This is a genomic window from Bradyrhizobium sp. SZCCHNR2028 (genome assembly GCF_032380995.1).
Lineage (GTDB): Bacteria > Pseudomonadota > Alphaproteobacteria > Rhizobiales > Xanthobacteraceae > Bradyrhizobium.
The window spans coordinates 14238-31175 of the sequence record NZ_JAUHJF010000029.1 but is presented as its reverse complement, the minus strand read 5'-3'; the positions used below and the strand labels follow the sequence as shown (position 1 = coordinate 31175).

Here is a 16938-nt window from a genome sequence, read left to right as displayed (position 1 = left end):
ATTCGACCCGTCATGACATAGGATGGCAAGAGTGCGGCATAATCTAGACAAACGCCAGCCCGGAGTGCCACGGCGCCCCAGGGGGGATCGGGCCGCCCTGGCGCCGCCATGTCTTCCCAGAACAAGAAATTACCTCGATCATTCAAATATTTGGAGCAGCCAATGAAGGCGGATTGTGATGCTCTCGGCCGATTTATCGACGCACAGAATTCGATTTATTCGCGTGTGACCGCCGAACTTGCGGCCGGCGCCAAGCAAAGCCACTGGATGTGGTTCGTGTTTCCGCAGGTCGAAGGGCTCGGCCACTCCGCCATGGCCCAGCGCTACGCGATCCGCTCCCGTGCCGAGGCCGAGGCCTATCTGACGCATCCCCTGCTCGGCCCGCGACTGCTCGAATGTACCCGTCTGGTGCTCGCGGTGCAGGGCAAGTCGCTGCGCGACATTTTGGGTGTTCCGGACGATGCCAAATTCCGCTCCTGCATGACGCTGTTCGATTCGATCAGCCCGAACGGGATCTTCGCTCGGGCGCTCGATCGCTATTGCGACGGTGCGCGGGACCCGGCGACGCTCGCGTTTCTGCAGCACCGCACCGCATGAGCACACGGTTACCGCAGACGCGCATCTCGGCCTCATACGGCCGACACGGCAATGAACCAGCTCTGCCGTGCGGCCGGATTTCGGGTGACAAGCCCGAACAGGAAACTTGATCGCGCCAAGATTTGCGGCTCCCATCCGCCGCGTTGTTTGTCCCAAGGAGACACACTCATGAAGAAGTTTTTCCTGATTGCCGCGCTCGCGACCTTCGCCGCCGGATCTGCCTTCGCCCAAGATAGCTGTGAGACCAAGGCCGTGGGCAAGGACGGCAAAGTGCTGGCCGGCGCCGCCAAGACCTCGTTCATGAAGAAGTGCATGGCCGAGACCTGCGAAACCAAGGCGGTCGGCTCCGACGGCAAGAAGCTCTCCGGCGCGGCCAAGACCAGCTTCATGAAGAAGTGCGAGGCCGGCGGCTGACGCGCTGGCGGCTGACGACACTGGCGCCCCGCCATGATGCTTGGCGGGGCAAAGCCATGCCGGCGGGGTCCAAGCCGTTCGACATCGAGGTGCTCGCCTCCCCGCGTCGTAGGACCGGCACACTGTTGAACCGAGGGGAACCCGCAGGACACCACTGCATGTCGCCCGCCCTGGCGGGCCCATGCGAGATCATCATGCTCACCGCATCCGCCCTGCTCTGGACCCGTGTCGCCGCCGGCATCTTCGGCTTTCTCGCCCTCAATTCCGGCTACGGACTCTGGCTTCAGCGCAAGAAGACCAGCGGCGGCCGCGACTGGCCGGTCGTCGAGGGGGAGATCGTGGCCTCGGCGGTGTCTGTCGCGGCGACGCATCGGTCCGCAGATGACACCGATGCCAAGCCTGACATCCGCTACCGTTACGAGGTGTTGGGCAAGAGCTACGAAGGTCGCCGCATCCGTTTCGGCAGCCCGAGCCGCGTCACGCGCCTGCAAGCCGACGAGCTCGCCGGCAAATATCCGCAAGGCGCGAAGGTTCGCGTTTTTTACGATCCGAAACGCCCCTCGCAATCGGTGCTCGAGCCCACCAATGCCAGCGGCACGGCGGCACTTGTGGTGCTGTTCGTCGTGCTGTCGGCCGTGACCGCCGTGTTGGTGGCGCATTCGCTCGCCGGCAAGGTGCTCACGACCGAGGCTGGCGTGCCGTTGTTCGCCTTCCTGATGCCGTTCGCCCTGTTCGGCTTCGGAGCCGTCGCACTCGCCTCCTACTGGAAGCTGCGGCAGGAGCGCCTGGCGAGCCGCTCCTGGCCGACTGCGCCGGGGCGCATCACGCGCTCCGGCGTAACGATGGAGATCACACGACGTGAGGACGATCGCGGACGAGAAACGGAAGAGGAGCGTTTCCGGGTCACGATCGAATACAGCTACACGGTGGATGGTCGCTCTTTCCACAGCACGCATTGGAACTGGGGCTGGACCGCGCAGCATTCCGACAGGTCGAGCGCTGAAGCCGTCGCCGCCCAATATCCGGTCAACACCGACGTCACCGTCTACTACGATCCGATACAACCCGAGACGGCCGTGCTCGATCCCACAAACAAGAGCGGCGTCGCGGCGCCGCTCTGGGTCGGCATCTTCCTGATCGCGATCGGCGCGCTGTTCCTGTTCGTCTTCACCCACGTCCAGATGAGCTAGCCGGGGATGATGCGAACAAAGCGCAAGCAGAGCACGAGCGACGAGTATGGCCGCGTCGTCAGCTGCGCAGGCCCGGCGCTTCGTGGCCGCTGCGGGCGACATACTCGGTATAGCCGCCGCCATACTGATGGAGACCGTCAGGGGTCAGCTCGAGCACGCGGTTGGAGAGCGCGGCGAGGAAATGGCGGTCGTGCGAGACGAACAGCATGGTGCCCTCGAAGCTCGACAGGGCCGCGATCAGCATCTCCTTGGTCGCCATGTCCAGATGGTTGGTCGGCTCGTCCAGCACCAGGAAGTTCGGCGGATCGTAGAGCATCTTCGCCATCACGAGCCGCGCCTTCTCGCCCCCCGACAGCACCCGACATCTCTTTTCGACATCGTCGCCAGAGAAGCCGAAGCAGCCGGCCAGCGCCCGCAGCGAGCCTTGACCAGCTTGCGGAAACGAATGCTCGAGCGACTCGAACACGGTCTCGTCGCCGTCCAGCAGGTCCATCGCATGCTGGGCGAAGTAGCCCATCTTGACGCTGCCCCCGATCGCCACCGAGCCGTCATCGGGCTCGGCGGTGCCGGCAACCAGCTTCAGCAAAGTCGACTTGCCGGCGCCGTTGACGCCCATCACGCACCAGCGCTCGCGGCGCCGGATCATGAAGTCCAGCCCGTCGTAGATGCGGCGGCTGCCATAGCTCTTGGACACGTTCTTCAGCGCCACCACGTCCTCGCCCGAGCGCGGCGCGGGCAGAAAGTCGAACGCCACGGTCTGGCGCCGCTTCGGCGGCTCGACCCGCTCGATCTTGTCGAGCTTCTTGACCCTGCTCTGCACCTGCGCCGCGTGCGAGGCCCGCGCCTTGAAGCGCTCGATGAACTTGATCTCCTTGGCGAGCATCGCCTGCTGGCGCTCATATTGCGCCTGCTGCTGCTTCTCGTTCAGCGCCCGCTGCTGCTCATAGAAGTCGTAGTCGCCGGAATAGGTCGTGAGCTGGCCGGCGTCGATCTCGATCACCTTGTTGATGATGCGGTTGATGAACTCGCGGTCGTGCGAGGTCATCAGCAGCGCGCCCTCGTAGCCCTTGAGGAAATGCTCCAGCCAGATCAGGCTCTCGAGATCGAGATGGTTGGACGGTTCGTCGAGCAGCATGACGTCGGGGCGCATCAACAGGATGCGTGCCAGCGCGACGCGCATCTTCCAGCCGCCGGACAACAGGCCGACATCCTTGTCCATCATCTCCTCGGAGAAGCCGAGGCCAGCCAGCGCCTCGCGGGCGCGGCTGTCGAGCGCGTAGCCGTCGAGCTCCTCGAACCGCGCCAAGACCTCGCCATAGCGCGCGATGATGTCGTCCATCTCGTCGGCACGGTCCGGATCGGCCATGCCGGCCTCGAGCTCCTTGAGCTCGGCCGCCACCGACGACACCGGCCCGACGCCGTCCATGACCTCCGCCACGGCGCTGCGACCGAACATCTCGCCGACATCCTGGTTGAAATAGCCGATCGAGACGCCGCGATCGATCGAGACCTGCCCCTCGTCGGGCTGCTCGCGCCCCGAAATCATCCTGAACAGCGTCGTCTTGCCGGCCCCATTCGGGCCGACCAGTCCGATCTTCTCCCCCTTCTGAAGGGCGGCGGAGGCTTCGATGAAGAGAATCTGGTGGCCGACTTGCTTGGAGACGTTATCGAGGCGGATCATGAGGGCTCAGGCGGTGGACAGGTTGCCGCCGCTCTTAGTCGATGCGCGCCGCCGGTGGAAGGCGCAATTTTGCAGCGCAACTCACGCCTCGAGCGGAGCCGGTCAGCGGCCTGGAGGCCGAAAATCCTGGTTGCCGAACGGCTTGTCGGTCGGAATGCGGATCGCGACGTAGCCCCGATCCATCGACGCGTGGCATGCGTTGCATCCCGACGTCAATTCGGTCACGGCGGAAGCGAAGCGCTTGCCATCCTTGGCGGCTATGGCGTCCGAGATCGACTGAATCGGCTGGCCGAGCGTGGTGACGTTGTCCACCGGCAGGCCTGAATAGAAGACCGCAGCGTCAGTCAGGCTCTGCCTCAACTGGGCAAGCTCATAGGACGCGAGATCCCAATTCTTGGACTGTCCCGCGAACCAGAGCTTCGCGTGTCTGACCTGAATCAGATTCATGATGTCGCCGAGCCGCGGCAGATATTGTTCTGCATTTGACTGCGACTGCGCTGCAGCCAGGGAGATGGCCGAACAGGCGACCAGAACGCCTGAAACCCACTTGCGATAGCTCATTCCATGCCCCGCTTCCAAACAAACCGCTACGGAAGACATACCGCTGCGATCGAAACCGGACTTGCGATTGATCAAGGCCAAGGCCGCCTCCGATCGTTCGAGCCCGCCAGACGAATGATCCGCCGAAGCGGCTGCCTCGGCGGATCATCATATCAGCCCCCGGCCCCGGGGTGTTGTGTTCGGCGTCTTAGGCTGCGGCTTTCGCGCCGGTCGGAACCATCGCGATCGTCTTCAGGACCTGAGACGCGATCTGGTAGGGGTCGCCCTGGGAGTTCGGACGGCGGTCTTCCAGATAGCCCTTGTAGGCGTTGTTCACGAAGGAATGCGGCACGCGAATCGAGGCGCCGCGGTCGGCCACACCCCAGCTGAAGGTGTCGATCGAGGCGGTCTCGTGCTTGCCGGTCAGGCGCATGTGGTTGTCCGGACCGTACACCGCGATGTGGTCGGCACGAGCTTCCTTGAAGGCGTCCATCAGCTTCTCGAAATACTCCTTGCCGCCGACTTCGCGCATGTACTTGGTCGAGAAGTTGCAGTGCATGCCCGAACCGTTCCAGTCGGTGTCGCCGAGCGGCTTGCAGTGGAACTCGATGTCGATGCCGTACTTTTCGGTCAGGCGCAGCATCAGGTAGCGGGCCATCCACATCTGGTCAGCAGCCGTGCGCGAGCCCTTGCCGAACACCTGGAATTCCCACTGGCCCTTCGCCACCTCGGCGTTGATGCCTTCGTGGTTGATGCCGGCCGCGAGGCAGAGGTCGAGATGCTCTTCGACGATCTTGCGGGCGACGTCGCCGACGTTCTTGAAGCCGACGCCGGTGTAGTACGGGCCCTGCGGGGCCGGATAGCCGTATTCCGGGAAGCCGAGCGGACGGCCGTCCTTATAGAAGAAGTACTCCTGCTCAAAGCCGAACCACGCGTCTGGATCGTCCAGGATGGTGGCGCGGGCGTTCGACGGATGCGGGGTCTTGCCGTCCGGCATCATCACTTCGCACATCACCAGCACACCGTTGGTGCGGGCGGCGTCGGGATACACGGCAACCGGCTTCAACACGCAGTCGGAGCTATGGCCTTCGGCCTGCATCGTCGACGAGCCGTCGAAGCCCCAAAGAGGCAGCTGTTCCAGGGTCGGAAAAGAGGAAAATTCCTTGATCTGTGTCTTGCCGCGCAAATTCGGCACCGGCTTGTAGCCGTCGAGCCAGATGTACTCGAGCTTGTATTTCGTCATTGAGCCTCTCTGTCTTATCGAAAGGTGGGAGCCCAGCAATCGAAGGCTCCCCGCTTACCCGGCCACGATCGGCCAGCGCACTCTTAAGCATGGAACGTGCCAAATCCCGCGACGTCCCGTCGCATGGACGGAGACCAATCGGGGCGGAGCCAGCGGCGGATTTTGCACGTCAGGGGTGCGGCAAAGCAGCGCGACCGGGATTGCACGGAGCGCATGGCGGAGAAAAGAGCCTGTCGAAAACCCGCTTGATTCCTTAGCATTTGCGGCGATGCGCAAGAGAGGCCGAACAAGCCGTCAGCACCTCCCGGACATTTTCGAAAAGACTTGAGCTCCACTTCGCAACCTTTGGTCCAGCCCAAGTGTTGGTCAGCGGCGCGTTGCTGCGGAGGGAGCACAAGAAAAAATGCCTGCAAAACGCGCAACATGTGATTTCGTTTTGATCATGTTGCATTCCCTCCGGGCAGCACTGATATCGAGACTGGTCACCACAAGAGAACGAGTCGGGCGCAACCTGATGTGTGGCCCGCTGGAAGGAGACTGAGGAATGGACACAAATGTGGACGAGGGATCCGCCAGGATCTACCAATTTCCGCGCGGAGGGCGAGCGGGTCTTGCGCCCCGCCAATCCGGATCATCGCCCGCGCCGCTGATCGCGCCGTCGATCCAGCCGACGATCTATAGCGGCAGCTGGTATCATGACGAGGCGATCCAGGAAGCCAAGCCGGCGTGGGATCGCTGATGTCAGACCGTACCGTGACGCCATCACGCCTTTGCTGAAGGGTCGGACCGACAAGGTTCCGGCCCTTTTTCTTGCGCTGCCGTCTGCATGTCTCTCGCCGCTGCTGACGGTCGCCGGCGGACTCGACCTGCCGGGTCAAACAAGCCGCCGTCGTGACCCGTTTCATGGTCTTCCCTGTCCTGTCGAAGGGCTGTGCCTGCGGCGTCGCGTCCGTCGATGAAACGGCGTTTCACATCGAAGCCCGCGTCCCCTAGAACAAGACGATGTCCGCCTATCCACTTCGCCATCTCGGCCTTCACGGCGCCAGCAACTTCAGAGATCTCGGCGGATATCCCAGCAGGGATGGCCGGCACGTGCGATGGCGGCGGCTGTTTCGGTCGAACCATCTCGGACAGCTGACCGAGCCCGACGTCGCGGTCCTGCGGGAGCTCGGCATTCGCGCAGCGTTCGATTTCCGCGGTCGCAACGAGCGCGCGGCCGGCCTCTGCACGATCGCCGAGATCACCGTGCACTCCGTGCCGATCGAGCCGAGCGTCGTGCCGGCGCTGCGGGCCCTGGCGACACGAGGACAGCTCACGACCGACCATGCCTTGGAGCTGATGCGCGAGTCCTACCGCAACTACATCCGCAACTACACGCCGCGCTTCCGCGCGCTGTTCCAGCATGTTCTCAATGAGGACGTCCCGTTGGTGATCCATTGCACGGCCGGCAAGGACCGCACCGGTGTGGCCTGCGCGCTGGTCCTACACGCGCTCGACGTTGCGGATGACGTCATCCTGGAAGACTACCTGCTCACGAACCAGCTCTATCGTCGCGAGACCGCGGCTCACCCAGATCTTCCCGCTGATGTCGTCCAGACGATCGGGATGGTCCAGGCGTCGTTCCTCGCAGCTGCGTTCGACGCCATGCGTGATGATTTCGGCGACGTCGACACCTACCTGCGCGACGGTCTCGGCATCGACGACGCAGCACGGAAGACGTTACAGGAGCGCTATCTCACGCCGTGAGCCGGTGTGGCGCGAATACGCTTGAGCCCGATCAGGCCGCTTCGATATCGGCTGTCTCGGCGGCTTCCATCGCGTCGAGATCGGCAATCACCTCCTCGAATGCGGAAATCGCCTGCTGAACCGCCGCGATCTGCATCAATTCCCAACCGGTCACCGGACCTGCCCGGTTCTGCAGGGCGACCACCAGATCCCGCCGCTGCTCCTTCAGTTGCACCAGCGGTAAACCATGGTCCGGCAGATGTCTCATCATGTCAAAGCTCCAACGCCCCTCAAGCGGCATAGCGACAGGCTAGCGGGCTGCGCTGGCAATCCACTTACGAAAGTCCGGCAAATTTTATCGATCAGGCCAGCGCAACCGGCGCCGTCAGGATGGCGCTGGCCAAAACGTCGCTGATCTTCGCGGTGGCGGCTTCGCTCACATGCAAGCGGTCACCGTGCCCGTCGTCGAGCGCCGACAACGGAATCTGGCCGGCCTCATACCAGCTCTTCATCAAATTCCAGCGCCCGAAGAGGTTGACGTTGGCCGCAGACGTGACCTTCTCGATCCGTCGCTGAATGTCCTCGGCACGCGCCAGCCTGTTCGGCACCGTCACGATCGCAGCCGTGTATTGCAGGTCGATCACGATGACGTCGATGGCCAGCGCCGCCAGCCATCGAACGCCGACGCGCAGCGCTGCCTCGACGTCATCGGGACTGTAGACCTCGGGTCTGTAGGCGGCGTTGGTGCCGACCTGCCAGATGACGAGCGAGGGCTGCTCCGCAATCACGTCGCATTCGAAGCGCGAGAGCTGGTCCGGGGATTCCTGTCCGCCCACACCTCGATTGAGGACGTCGATCATGCAGCCGAAATTGGCCTTGCGCAGCGACTGCTCGATCCGGGCCGGGAAAGCGATAATTCCGTTGGTGCCCACGGTGGAAGATGAGCCCAGCGCCACGATCCGGGTCTTGCGCTGCGCATCCAGACTCTGTCTGAAACGTCTGATCGGACGAGAAAAACTGGTGGGGACGTTAGGAAATTCGAGAGAGCCTGTCGCGGTCATGGTCACCTCTGACGAACCACGCCTTCTGATTGCAATTCCATGCCCCGGCCGCCCGGCCATTGCAACTCATCGGCAGGATCATAGTATAGCAAGCGGCGCTGTGGGGCGCGTCAACGGAGACCAGGGACGGAATGAACGGAGCAGTGATTGTCATAACGGGTGCGCAAGGGGCGCTCGGGCGCAGCGTGGCCGATCTCGCGCTCGCACGGGGCGCACATGTGGCCGGGATCGACCATGCCCAGGCCGAAATCCCGGCGAGTGACGACCGCATCGAGCTCGGAGGCGTCGATCTCTCCGACCCCGAGCAGGCAAAGGTCGCGATCGACTCCGTCGCCGCCCACTTCGGCACTCTGGATGCGCTGATCAACATCGCCGGCGCGTTCGCGTTCGAGACGACCGCCGATGGCGACGATTCCGTCTGGGAGACGATGCATGCGCGAAACCTGATGACCGCGCTGCACGCATCGCGCGCGGCTATACCGCATCTCGTCCGCTCCAGCACGGGCCGCATCGTCAACATCGGGGCCATGGGCGCGCTCCAGGCCAGTGCCGGCATGGGCCCCTATGCGGCCTCCAAGTCGGGAGTGCATCGCCTGACGGAAGCGCTCGCGGCCGAATGGAAGGGCAAGATCACCGTCAACGCCGTCCTGCCGTCGACGATCGATACGCCGGCCAACCGCGCCAGCATGCCCAAGGCCGATTTCGACAAATGGGTGACGCCGCAGGAACTCGCAGAGGTCATTCTGTTTCTAGCCAGCGACGCCGCGAGCGGTGTGACCGGCGCACTGATACCGGTTATCGGCCGGGTGTAGCGAAGCCAGCCGGTCACCCCGACTTGGCGCTGACATCACGGGACTCGGCGGGCTAGACTCGCGCGCGCTCTGAGTCGCACACATCGGACGGCCCCTTGGAAACCGCGCTCTACCTTCCCGTTAAACGCTTCCTCGAAAACCTCGGCTTCTCGGTCAAAGGGGAAGTCGGCGGCTGTGACGTGGTGGCGCTCAAGGGCGACGACCCGCCGGTGGTGGTCGTCTGCGAGCTGAAGCAGGTCTTCAACTTGGAACTGCTGCTGCAGGCGGTCGACCGGGCCGGTGCCTGCGACGAGGTCTGGATCGCGGCGAAGCTGTCGGCACGCGGCAAGGGCCGCGAGAGCGACGCGCGCTATCGCAATCTGTGCCGCCGGCTCGGCTTCGGCATGCTGACCGTGACCTCAGCCGGAGACATCGAAGTGCTGGTGCAGCCGCCCACCACCGCGCCGCGCAAGAATCCCAAGAAGCGTTCGCGTCTTGTGATCGAGCATCAGCGGCGCAAGGGCGACCCCGTCGCGGGCGGCTCGACCCGCGCACCCATCATGACGGCCTATCGGCAGCAGGCGCTGGCCTGCGCTTCGGCGCTGTCGGACGGGCCGAGACGCGTCCGCGACCTCCGCGCGGACATTCCGGATGCGCCGAAGATCTTGCAGCGTAACGTCTATGGCTGGTTCGACCGCGCCGAGCGCGGCGTCTATGTCCTCACGAAAGCCGGGCTCGCGGCCTTGCGCCGCTGGCCCCAGGATATCCACATGACGCAGGCAGCGTTGCCCGATCGCGACATGGTGAACGCATAGCTGGGCTGCCTCGCGGAATATATATTGCAATGCAACAATCCTGCTTCTAGGTATCCGGGACGATTCACGAGGCCCCCATGAGCGAAGATTGGAACACCAAGTACGGTCCGCGTCGCGTCAGGCGTGATCCCCCGACTCTGGAGGAGGCGATCTTCGCTGCGTCAGGGATCACCGACGACGTCCAGGCCCAGGCCGAGATCGCGTCGGCGCTGATGGGTCTGCCGCTCGAGCAGGTGCTCCCCGAGGTCAAGAAGGCAGTCCGCGTTGCCGCGCGCACCAACACGCGCGTCATCACGGCCGACCAGGGCACGCAGCAGCGCGCCGTCGTGGTCGAGCGCCGCACCGTGCGCCGCTTCAATTTCGACAAGCGCACCGGCACCTGAACGCCCTCCGGGGCGCATCGGCCAATGCAATCAAACGAAAAGGCGCGGCAGCGGTGATCGCTGTCGCGCCTTTGTCGTCGCAGCAACGGCTCGGCTCAGGCGGCGCGCTTGTCGCCGTACATCCGGGTCACGAGCTTCCAGCAGGCGCGATTGAGGGTGAAGAACGCCCGCGCTGCCGCGATCGGTGCTTCGATCACGAGCTTCGCCAGCTCATCCTGGGGCTGCTCGGTCAGATCGATCGTGCCGGTCGATTCGCCGTGACGGAACGCCAGATGCGCACCGAACTTGGCTGCCAGCGCCCGCATCGCATGGTTCTGCGATCCGGTCGTCACGCGAAGCTTGCGATAGCCCTTCCACCGCGCCTCCGAGATCACGCGCTGGAATAGCAGGCTGCCGACCCCACGGCGACGCACGCAAGCCTCCACGCTGAACGCAATCTCCGGAAGCCCGTCCTCGGACTGCTCCGGCGGATGCAACTCGGCGGCGCCGCGCACCAGGCCGTTTTCCATGTAGGCGACGACGATCGTGCCGTCGGCCGCACAGCGGGCCGCGTAGCGTTCGATGAAACTGTCATCGAGGAAGCCGTTGAATCGATCGTGCCGGCTTTCCGCATCGAGCCGCAACAGATGATCGCGCAGCAACGGCAGTTCCTCGTGCTGGCTGAGCGTCCGCACATAGCCGAAGCCCGGCCGGGGACGAAAAGTATCTACCTGTGACACTGCCTGAGACTCCTCTCGAGAGCCCTCGCACAGACGTCTTTCCCTAGACAGGAGCTATATTGTGCATCGCAACATTCATTTCAAGCCCCATGCTCTACGGAGAGAACATGCGGCCATGCAAGGATCGCGTGAGTTAACGATTCGTTTGTGTACGAATCATCACAGCACGAGCTGAGTCTGGGTCACGATCGCGACCAGACGCCCGTCCTCGGTTTCCACCCGGGTCTGCCATACCTGGGTGCGGCGGCCGCGATGCACGGGCGTGGCGGTTGCCGTCACCACGGTCCCCTCCTTGGCGCCGCCGATGAAGTTGGTCTTGCTCTCGATCGTGGTGGTGCCCTTGGCATCCTGCGGCAGGTTGATCACGGTCGCGGCCGCGCCGACCGAATCCGCCAGCGCCATGACGGCGCCGCCATGGATGGTGTGATGCAGGGTGCAGAGATCCGGCCGCACCTGCATCTGCGCCACGACGCGATCGGCGCTGGCCTCGGTGAAGGTGACGCCCTTCAAGTCCGCGAACGGCATCTTCAGCGAATTGATCTTGTCGAGTGGCGTCATGCCTTCCCTTCCCGTTTGATCGGACGCCCCGTCTCCGCGAGTCGAGCGCCGCATCTGGATGCGCCGGGCTTCGAACCCGAAGCAATGACCTGAAAGGTCATTGCTTCGGTCCGATCGTGCCGCCGCTCAGGCCTTCTCGATCCCGCACCACTCCGCGATGAACAGCGCCATGGTCTTGGTGGCCTGGCGCAACGAGTCGAGCTCGACATATTCGTTGAAGCCGTGCATCGCGGCGCCGGTCGCGCCGAAGCAGAGGCTGGGGATGTTGTAGTTGAGCCCGTAGAAGCGGGTATCCGTCAGCGCCGTGAAGACGAGATCCTGGACCTCGCCGCCGTAGACGGCGGTGAATGCCTTGCCGAACGCCGCCTCCGGCTCGGCGGAATTGGTCAATTCGTAGCCTTCGGACAGGAAGCCCGACCACTCGACGACCGGCGGATTGTTGGAGAGAAAGCGATGATCACGTGAGGCCGCGGCGACGCAGGCGAGGATCTCGTTCTGGCAGTCCTTGACCGACCAGCCCGGCAGGATGGCGATGCGGCAATCGACGTCGCACCAGGCCGGCACGCTCGAGGCCCAGTCGCCGCCTTTGATGATGCCCGGATTGAAGTTGATCGGATGATTGAGCGTCTTGAAATGACGGTCGCTCTTGGCGCGCTTGTTCCAGTCTGCCTCGAGCTTCTCCAACGCATGGATCAGATGATAGCTCGCCTGGATCGCATTGGCGCCGACGCCGGCCTCGAACACATGCGCCGGGAAGCCGCGCACCTTCAGGCGGAACCAGATCACGCCCACCTGAGAACGCACCATCTTGCCGCTGGTCGGCTCCGGGATGAAGCAGGCATCCGCGCGGTAGCCGCGCTGCAGGGTCGACAGCGCGCCGACGCCGGTGCTCTCCTCCTCGATGACGGATTGGATGTGAATGCGCGCCGTCGGCTTGAAGCCGGCAGCCTTGATGGCATCGAGCGCATAGAGCGCGCCGATGGTGCCGGACTTCATATCGCAGGCGCCGCGGCCATACATCCGGCCGTCGCGGATCACCGGCGAGAACGGCGGCGTCTCCCACATGTCGAGCGGACCGGCCGGCACCACGTCGCAATGCCCCTGCAGGATCAGCGACCGCCCGGCCGACGTCGCCGGCCGGTAGGTTCCGACCACGCTGCGTGCTCTCGAGAAATCGTGCTCGATCGGGCCGTAGCCGCGCATCTCCTTGAGATCGTCCAGATCGATGTGCCAGTCGTCGACCTCGTAGCCGCGCGAGCGCAGGAGATCGCTGAACATGTCCTGGCACGGCCCTTCGGCGCCGCGGGTCGAGGGGATGGCGACGAAGTCGCTCGTGGTCGCAAGCTGCCGGTCGAAGTCGGCATCAACGGCGTCGACGATGCGCTGCGTAATGTCCTGGGTGATCATGCCTGTCGAGGTTCCAATTGCCGATGACTGCAGCAAATCACAATCTCATGCAGAGTTGCACCGGATTCGCCGCTGCTTTCAGAATCGCAAGGCCGCCCGTACATTCGCGCATACGAAAATGACCGCAACATACTTTGGAATTTGGCATGTCGGATCACCGCAATATCCTTTATTTCCTCCTCGGCATTCTCAGCGCGGCGATCATCGTGCTCGGCTACAATTTCTATCAGGCCAAGAAGCAGCCGGAGGGTGTCCAGATCAATATTGGGCCCAACGGCCTGAAGATCGAAGGAAAGTGATGCGTTCTCAAATCTCCTCGTTCGCGAATGTCGCAGCCCGCCCTCTCGGCGTCCTCGGTCTCTTGCTTTTGGTTGCCGCACCCGCGCAGGCGCAATATGTCGGGCGCGAGCAGGACGTCACCGATCTCCGGCTTGGCCAGCGCGTCCTGGTCGATGACGGCACCTGCCCCGCTGGCCAGGTGAAGGAGGTCTCCGGCTCCAAGATGGCCGAAACCGGTATTGTCCGCACCACGAAATGCGTGCCGCGCTTCGGGCCGAAGAAGAAGTAGCTGATCTCGTTTGATGCGGCTCTCGCCGCCGACCTCCGGCGCGTGACCTTCCGCACAGTCCCGTAGCCGCGCATCGATGATGCTCCTGCCCGTGGACAAGCGGGGACGCAGCATGTCGATGTCAGCGGTGCAGGATCACGGCTTCTTCGAACCGGCCGACCGGCCGCAGCCGGTCAAGGCCGATTTCAGCCGCTACGCCCTGCTCGGCTATCTCTCGGTGGCGCTGGTGTTCGGCGGCTTCGGCGTATGGGCCGCCTACGCCCCCCTCGATCGCGCGGCGATCGCACCGGGCACCGTGTCCGTCTCCGGCGATCACAAGGTCGTCCAGCACCGTGAGGGCGGAATCATCCGGGACATCCTGGCCAAGGAGACTCACGCCGTGCATCGCGGCGACCTGCTGTTCCGGCTGCAGCCGACCGAGGCACAGGCCAACACGGATCTCCTGCGCAAGCAGATGGATGCCGCACTCGCCGAGGAAGCGCGCCTGCTCGCCGAGCGCGGCAATGCGCGGATGATCACGTTTCCCGACGCGCTGCTCAACCGCCAGAACGTGCCGGAGGCGGCGCTTGCCATCGCCGACCAGCAGCGGCTGTTCATCGAGCGCCGCAATGGCCTGATCAGCCAGATCAACATCCTCAATTCCCAGATCGCCCAGCAGCAGCAGGAGCTCGCCGGCCGCGACCGCCAGCGCGCCGCGCTCTCCGCGCAGCTCGCAAGCTTCGAGACGCAGATGAACAATGTGCGCCCGGCGGTCGCCGCAGGCTACTATCCGCGCAACAAGTTCCTCGAACTGGAACGCGAGCGCGCCCGCGTCGAAGGCGATCTCGGCCAGGCGCAGGCCGACGTGGCGCGGCTGACGCAGACGGCGGCGCAATCGCGCCTGCAGATCGATCAGACGCTGCAGAAATATCTGACCGAAGTCGGCCAGCAGCTCGACGGCACCCGTGCCAAGCTGTCGGACCTGCGCGAGAAGCTCGTCATCGCCGAGGACGTGCTGCGCCGGGTCGACATCCGCGCCGAGCGCGACGGCATCGTCATGAACATGAAAGTCCACACCGTGGGCGCCGTCGTGAAGCCCGGCGATACGCTCGCCGAGATCGTCCCGGTCGGCGAAGGCGTCGACGTGATGGCGCACGTCTCGCCGCGCGACATCGAGAGCGTCGCCATCGGCCAGAGGGCCGAGGTGCGCTTCTCCAATTTCTCCTCGCGCACGACGCCGACGATCTTCGGCAAGGTCTCGAGCGTCTCGGCGGATGCGATGTCGGACGAGGCGAACAAGCAGAGCTACTACTCGGCGCGGGTCGTGATCGACTATTCGACCATCCCGCCCGAGATCGCCGAGAAGATTCTGCCGGGCATGCAGGCCGACGTCATCATCTCCACGGGAGAGCGCACCGTGCTCGAATATCTGGTCGGGCCGCTGCTCAACACGCTCGCCAAGACGTTCCGTGAGAAATGAGCCGAGAGCACCTAGGCCGACGGCACCGGTGGCGCGCCCGCGACGACAGCAAGGTCGCGGGCACGCCGCACGCCGATGGCGTCCAGCTCGCTGCCCTGCTCCGGATCGGCAAGCCTCTCACGTATCGCTCCATCCAGATCAGCAAGGCCGGCTGCAGTCGCCACGCCCCCGGACATCGCGAGCTGCCAACCTCTGGTCTCCGCCAATTCAGCCAGACGCGCCGGCCACTCCGTCCCGAGCCCGAGCACAGCCACCTGCGACGTGCGTCCAAGGGTCAGTTGCCCGACGACGATGTCGCCAAGGTGAGCACCAATCGTCAACTCGACGGGCCGACCGATCTCCGCGGCGATCTTTTCGTTGACGCGGTCCATGACCACGTCCATGGCACCGATCGCCTGCAGCGCATCGCGGCAGCCTTGTTCTGCTCCCTGCTCCTCGCCGAAGACGGCGAGCACGCCATTGCCGAGAAAGCGATCGATGCGCCCGGAATGGGCTTCGATCGCCCTGCCAATGGCGCCGAAGATCTCGTTCATCATGAACCCGAGGTCGGAGGGCAGCCGGTCGCGCGCAATGGCCGTAAGCGGACGGACGCGGACGTGGACCAGGCATACCGCACGGCGCTCGGCGGGAAGGTGGTCGACGAGGGGCGCCCTCTCCGCTTGAGCGCCGCCGAGGAGACGCGTGATCGTCAGCGGCGCCACCGGGCGAATCTGGCAGGCCAGCCGCACATTCGCCGGAGCCGCCAAGTTGGCGAGCATGACGCGCTCCGCGTGGCCGGGCGGTGCCAGCGTCTCCGCACCTTCATCAACCCGGACGCGACAAAGACCGCAGCGGGCACGGCCACCGCACTCGGACCGCTGCGAAAGATCGTTGCTGCCGATGATCTCCAGCAGCGTCGGACCGACCGCGGCCCGCACCGTCGCGCCACCCGTGAAGGCAATGACGATCTTCGGCGCCGCGAGCGACGCGACGTGGCGGAACACGATGATCGTCACGCCTGCAACGAGCAGCGCGACGACTGCGATCTGCGCCGAAATTTGCAGCAAGGCGATCCACCTCCCGTCGAGTTCGCTCGGCCAATGGGTGACCTGGCGCATCTGCTCGGCCATGCCGGGATTGCTGAGCAACGCGGCGACGGCACGCCCGGACACCACGAAACCCATCAGCGCCGCCATCGGCACCGCGACGGCGAGGACAAACAGCAGCGGCTGGACGAGGCGGTACCAGCTCCGGAATTTCAGCCAGTGATGCAGGCCGACGCAGCCGTGGATCCAGACCAGCAGCAGCAGAGCGGTCTGAATCCAGGCCGCCTTGGGCCACATCAACGCCAGCGCATAGAGGTAGCCATCCTGAACGCCGAACAGCGCATGAGCCATGTGGGTCTCGATGACGTGCGGCAGCAACAATAGCGGGATCGCAAATCCCGTGGCGATCTGAACAAACTCCCACGAGGACAGCCGCCACGTGCCGCGCTGAACCGTCTTGACGAACGCAAGCGCGGCATGCGCGAGCAATGCCGCCGCCAGCACGATCATCCCCGGCCACGATCGGGTGACGACCAGCCGCCATTCCTGCACCTCGTCCATCGCCTCGAGGCTGAACAGACCCACCGCATGGTTGAGAAAATGCGTCGCGGCGAACGCAAACAGGACGAGGCCCGACACGAGCCGGATGTTCTGGGACGTTACGGCAGGCATGAGGTCACTGTGATTCAGGCAAGCTGCGAAATCTGAGCACGGCTGATCCATCCGGTAGCGGCTGCAACCGGCCAACTCAAGCGCTGGCAG

The 16938-nt window shown here is 64.3% G+C and carries 20 protein-coding genes; 11 read left to right on the top strand and 9 right to left on the bottom strand.

Annotated features, from left to right (window positions below):
- Positions 1 to 162 precede the first annotated feature (162 nt).
- The 3 genes from QX121_RS29115 to QX121_RS29105 all read left to right on the top strand — a co-directional run bounded on the left by QX121_RS29115 (position 163) and on the right by QX121_RS29105 (position 2201).
- Positions 163 to 597 carry a DUF1810 domain-containing protein gene (locus QX121_RS29115; protein WP_315780526.1) on the top strand — a complete coding sequence of 145 codons (435 nt, stop codon included), beginning with the start codon at positions 163 to 165 and terminating at the stop codon, positions 595 to 597.
- Positions 598 to 765: 168 nt separating this feature from the next.
- A complete protein-coding gene (locus QX121_RS29110; protein ID WP_315741131.1) occupies positions 766 to 1011 on the top strand; it encodes a hypothetical protein in 246 nt (81 codons plus the stop codon).
- Positions 1012 to 1205: 194 nt separating this feature from the next.
- Positions 1206 to 2201, top strand: coding sequence for a DUF3592 domain-containing protein (locus QX121_RS29105; RefSeq protein ID WP_315813678.1), 996 nt, complete (start codon positions 1206 to 1208; stop codon positions 2199 to 2201).
- Between the two features lie 58 nt (positions 2202 to 2259).
- Here the strand turns inward: QX121_RS29105 and abc-f are convergent, their stop codons facing one another.
- The 3 genes from abc-f to QX121_RS29090 all read right to left on the bottom strand — a co-directional run bounded on the left by abc-f (position 2260) and on the right by QX121_RS29090 (position 5665).
- Positions 2260 to 3882, bottom strand: a complete 1623-nt coding sequence (abc-f, locus tag QX121_RS29100; RefSeq protein ID WP_315813677.1) for a ribosomal protection-like ABC-F family protein — start codon at positions 3880 to 3882, stop codon at positions 2260 to 2262.
- Between the two features lie 102 nt (positions 3883 to 3984).
- On the bottom strand, positions 3985 to 4443 hold the full coding sequence (locus QX121_RS29095) for a hypothetical protein (RefSeq protein ID WP_315741163.1): 459 nt from the start codon (positions 4441 to 4443) through the stop codon (positions 3985 to 3987).
- Positions 4444 to 4630: 187 nt separating this feature from the next.
- Positions 4631 to 5665 (bottom strand): glutamine synthetase beta-grasp domain-containing protein, encoded by a 1035-nt coding sequence (locus QX121_RS29090; protein WP_315712320.1) that lies wholly within the window; start codon positions 5663 to 5665, stop codon positions 4631 to 4633.
- 544 nt (positions 5666 to 6209) lie between these two features.
- Here QX121_RS29090 and QX121_RS29085 point away from each other — a divergent pair.
- Both QX121_RS29085 and QX121_RS29080 read left to right on the top strand, forming a co-directional pair.
- Entirely contained in the window at positions 6210 to 6404 is a 195-nt protein-coding gene (locus tag QX121_RS29085; protein WP_315741128.1) for a DUF2735 domain-containing protein, read from the top strand.
- Positions 6405 to 6667: 263 nt separating this feature from the next.
- Positions 6668 to 7411, top strand: coding sequence for a tyrosine-protein phosphatase (locus tag QX121_RS29080; RefSeq protein WP_315774582.1), 744 nt, complete (start codon positions 6668 to 6670; stop codon positions 7409 to 7411).
- A 31-nt stretch (positions 7412 to 7442) separates the two neighbouring features.
- Here the strand turns inward: QX121_RS29080 and QX121_RS29075 are convergent, their stop codons facing one another.
- Positions 7443 to 7658: a hypothetical protein gene (locus QX121_RS29075; RefSeq protein WP_315780518.1), complete on the bottom strand. Its 216-nt coding sequence runs from the start codon at positions 7656 to 7658 to the stop codon at positions 7443 to 7445.
- A 94-nt stretch (positions 7659 to 7752) separates the two neighbouring features.
- The gene (locus tag QX121_RS29070) at positions 7753 to 8451 is read right to left on the bottom strand and encodes an SGNH/GDSL hydrolase family protein (protein WP_315813676.1); all 699 of its coding nucleotides are present in this window, start codon (positions 8449 to 8451) and stop codon (positions 7753 to 7755) included.
- 131 nt (positions 8452 to 8582) lie between these two features.
- Between QX121_RS29070 and QX121_RS29065 the strand changes: the two genes are divergently transcribed.
- The 3 genes from QX121_RS29065 to QX121_RS29055 all read left to right on the top strand — a co-directional run bounded on the left by QX121_RS29065 (position 8583) and on the right by QX121_RS29055 (position 10440).
- Entirely contained in the window at positions 8583 to 9263 is a 681-nt protein-coding gene (locus QX121_RS29065) for an SDR family oxidoreductase (RefSeq protein WP_315755694.1), read from the top strand.
- A 95-nt stretch (positions 9264 to 9358) separates the two neighbouring features.
- Positions 9359 to 10057, top strand: coding sequence for a DUF2161 domain-containing phosphodiesterase (locus QX121_RS29060; RefSeq protein ID WP_315741125.1), 699 nt, complete (start codon positions 9359 to 9361; stop codon positions 10055 to 10057).
- Between the two features lie 77 nt (positions 10058 to 10134).
- Positions 10135 to 10440 carry a hypothetical protein gene (locus QX121_RS29055; RefSeq protein WP_172109527.1) on the top strand — a complete coding sequence of 102 codons (306 nt, stop codon included), beginning with the start codon at positions 10135 to 10137 and terminating at the stop codon, positions 10438 to 10440.
- A gap of 95 nt (positions 10441 to 10535) precedes the next feature.
- On the opposite strand, the gene QX121_RS29050 is transcribed toward QX121_RS29055, so the two are convergent.
- The 3 genes from QX121_RS29050 to QX121_RS29040 form a co-directional block, all read right to left on the bottom strand.
- On the bottom strand, positions 10536 to 11192 hold the full coding sequence (locus tag QX121_RS29050) for an N-acetyltransferase family protein (protein WP_409998061.1): 657 nt from the start codon (positions 11190 to 11192) through the stop codon (positions 10536 to 10538).
- A 126-nt stretch (positions 11193 to 11318) separates the two neighbouring features.
- Complete coding sequence (locus QX121_RS29045; protein ID WP_315755696.1) at positions 11319 to 11717, bottom strand: PaaI family thioesterase; 399 nt, start codon at positions 11715 to 11717, stop codon at positions 11319 to 11321.
- A gap of 126 nt (positions 11718 to 11843) precedes the next feature.
- The gene (locus QX121_RS29040; RefSeq protein WP_315813675.1) at positions 11844 to 13124 is read right to left on the bottom strand and encodes an ArgE/DapE family deacylase; all 1281 of its coding nucleotides are present in this window, start codon (positions 13122 to 13124) and stop codon (positions 11844 to 11846) included.
- 146 nt (positions 13125 to 13270) lie between these two features.
- Here QX121_RS29040 and QX121_RS29035 point away from each other — a divergent pair, with 146 nt between their 5' ends.
- The 3 genes from QX121_RS29035 to QX121_RS29025 all read left to right on the top strand — a co-directional run bounded on the left by QX121_RS29035 (position 13271) and on the right by QX121_RS29025 (position 15151).
- The gene (locus QX121_RS29035; RefSeq protein WP_315712328.1) at positions 13271 to 13423 is read left to right on the top strand and encodes a hypothetical protein; all 153 of its coding nucleotides are present in this window, start codon (positions 13271 to 13273) and stop codon (positions 13421 to 13423) included.
- Positions 13423 to 13692: a DUF6719 family protein gene (locus tag QX121_RS29030; protein ID WP_315772245.1), complete on the top strand. Its 270-nt coding sequence runs from the start codon at positions 13423 to 13425 to the stop codon at positions 13690 to 13692. The genes QX121_RS29035 and QX121_RS29030 overlap by 1 nt, the downstream gene beginning before the upstream one ends.
- Positions 13693 to 13804: 112 nt before the next feature.
- Positions 13805 to 15151: an HlyD family type I secretion periplasmic adaptor subunit gene (locus QX121_RS29025; RefSeq protein WP_315813674.1), complete on the top strand. Its 1347-nt coding sequence runs from the start codon at positions 13805 to 13807 to the stop codon at positions 15149 to 15151.
- 11 nt (positions 15152 to 15162) lie between these two features.
- Here the strand turns inward: QX121_RS29025 and QX121_RS29020 are convergent, their stop codons facing one another.
- The gene (locus QX121_RS29020; RefSeq protein ID WP_315813673.1) at positions 15163 to 16899 is read right to left on the bottom strand and encodes an adenylate/guanylate cyclase domain-containing protein; all 1737 of its coding nucleotides are present in this window, start codon (positions 16897 to 16899) and stop codon (positions 15163 to 15165) included.
- Positions 16900 to 16938: the final 39 nt, after the last annotated feature.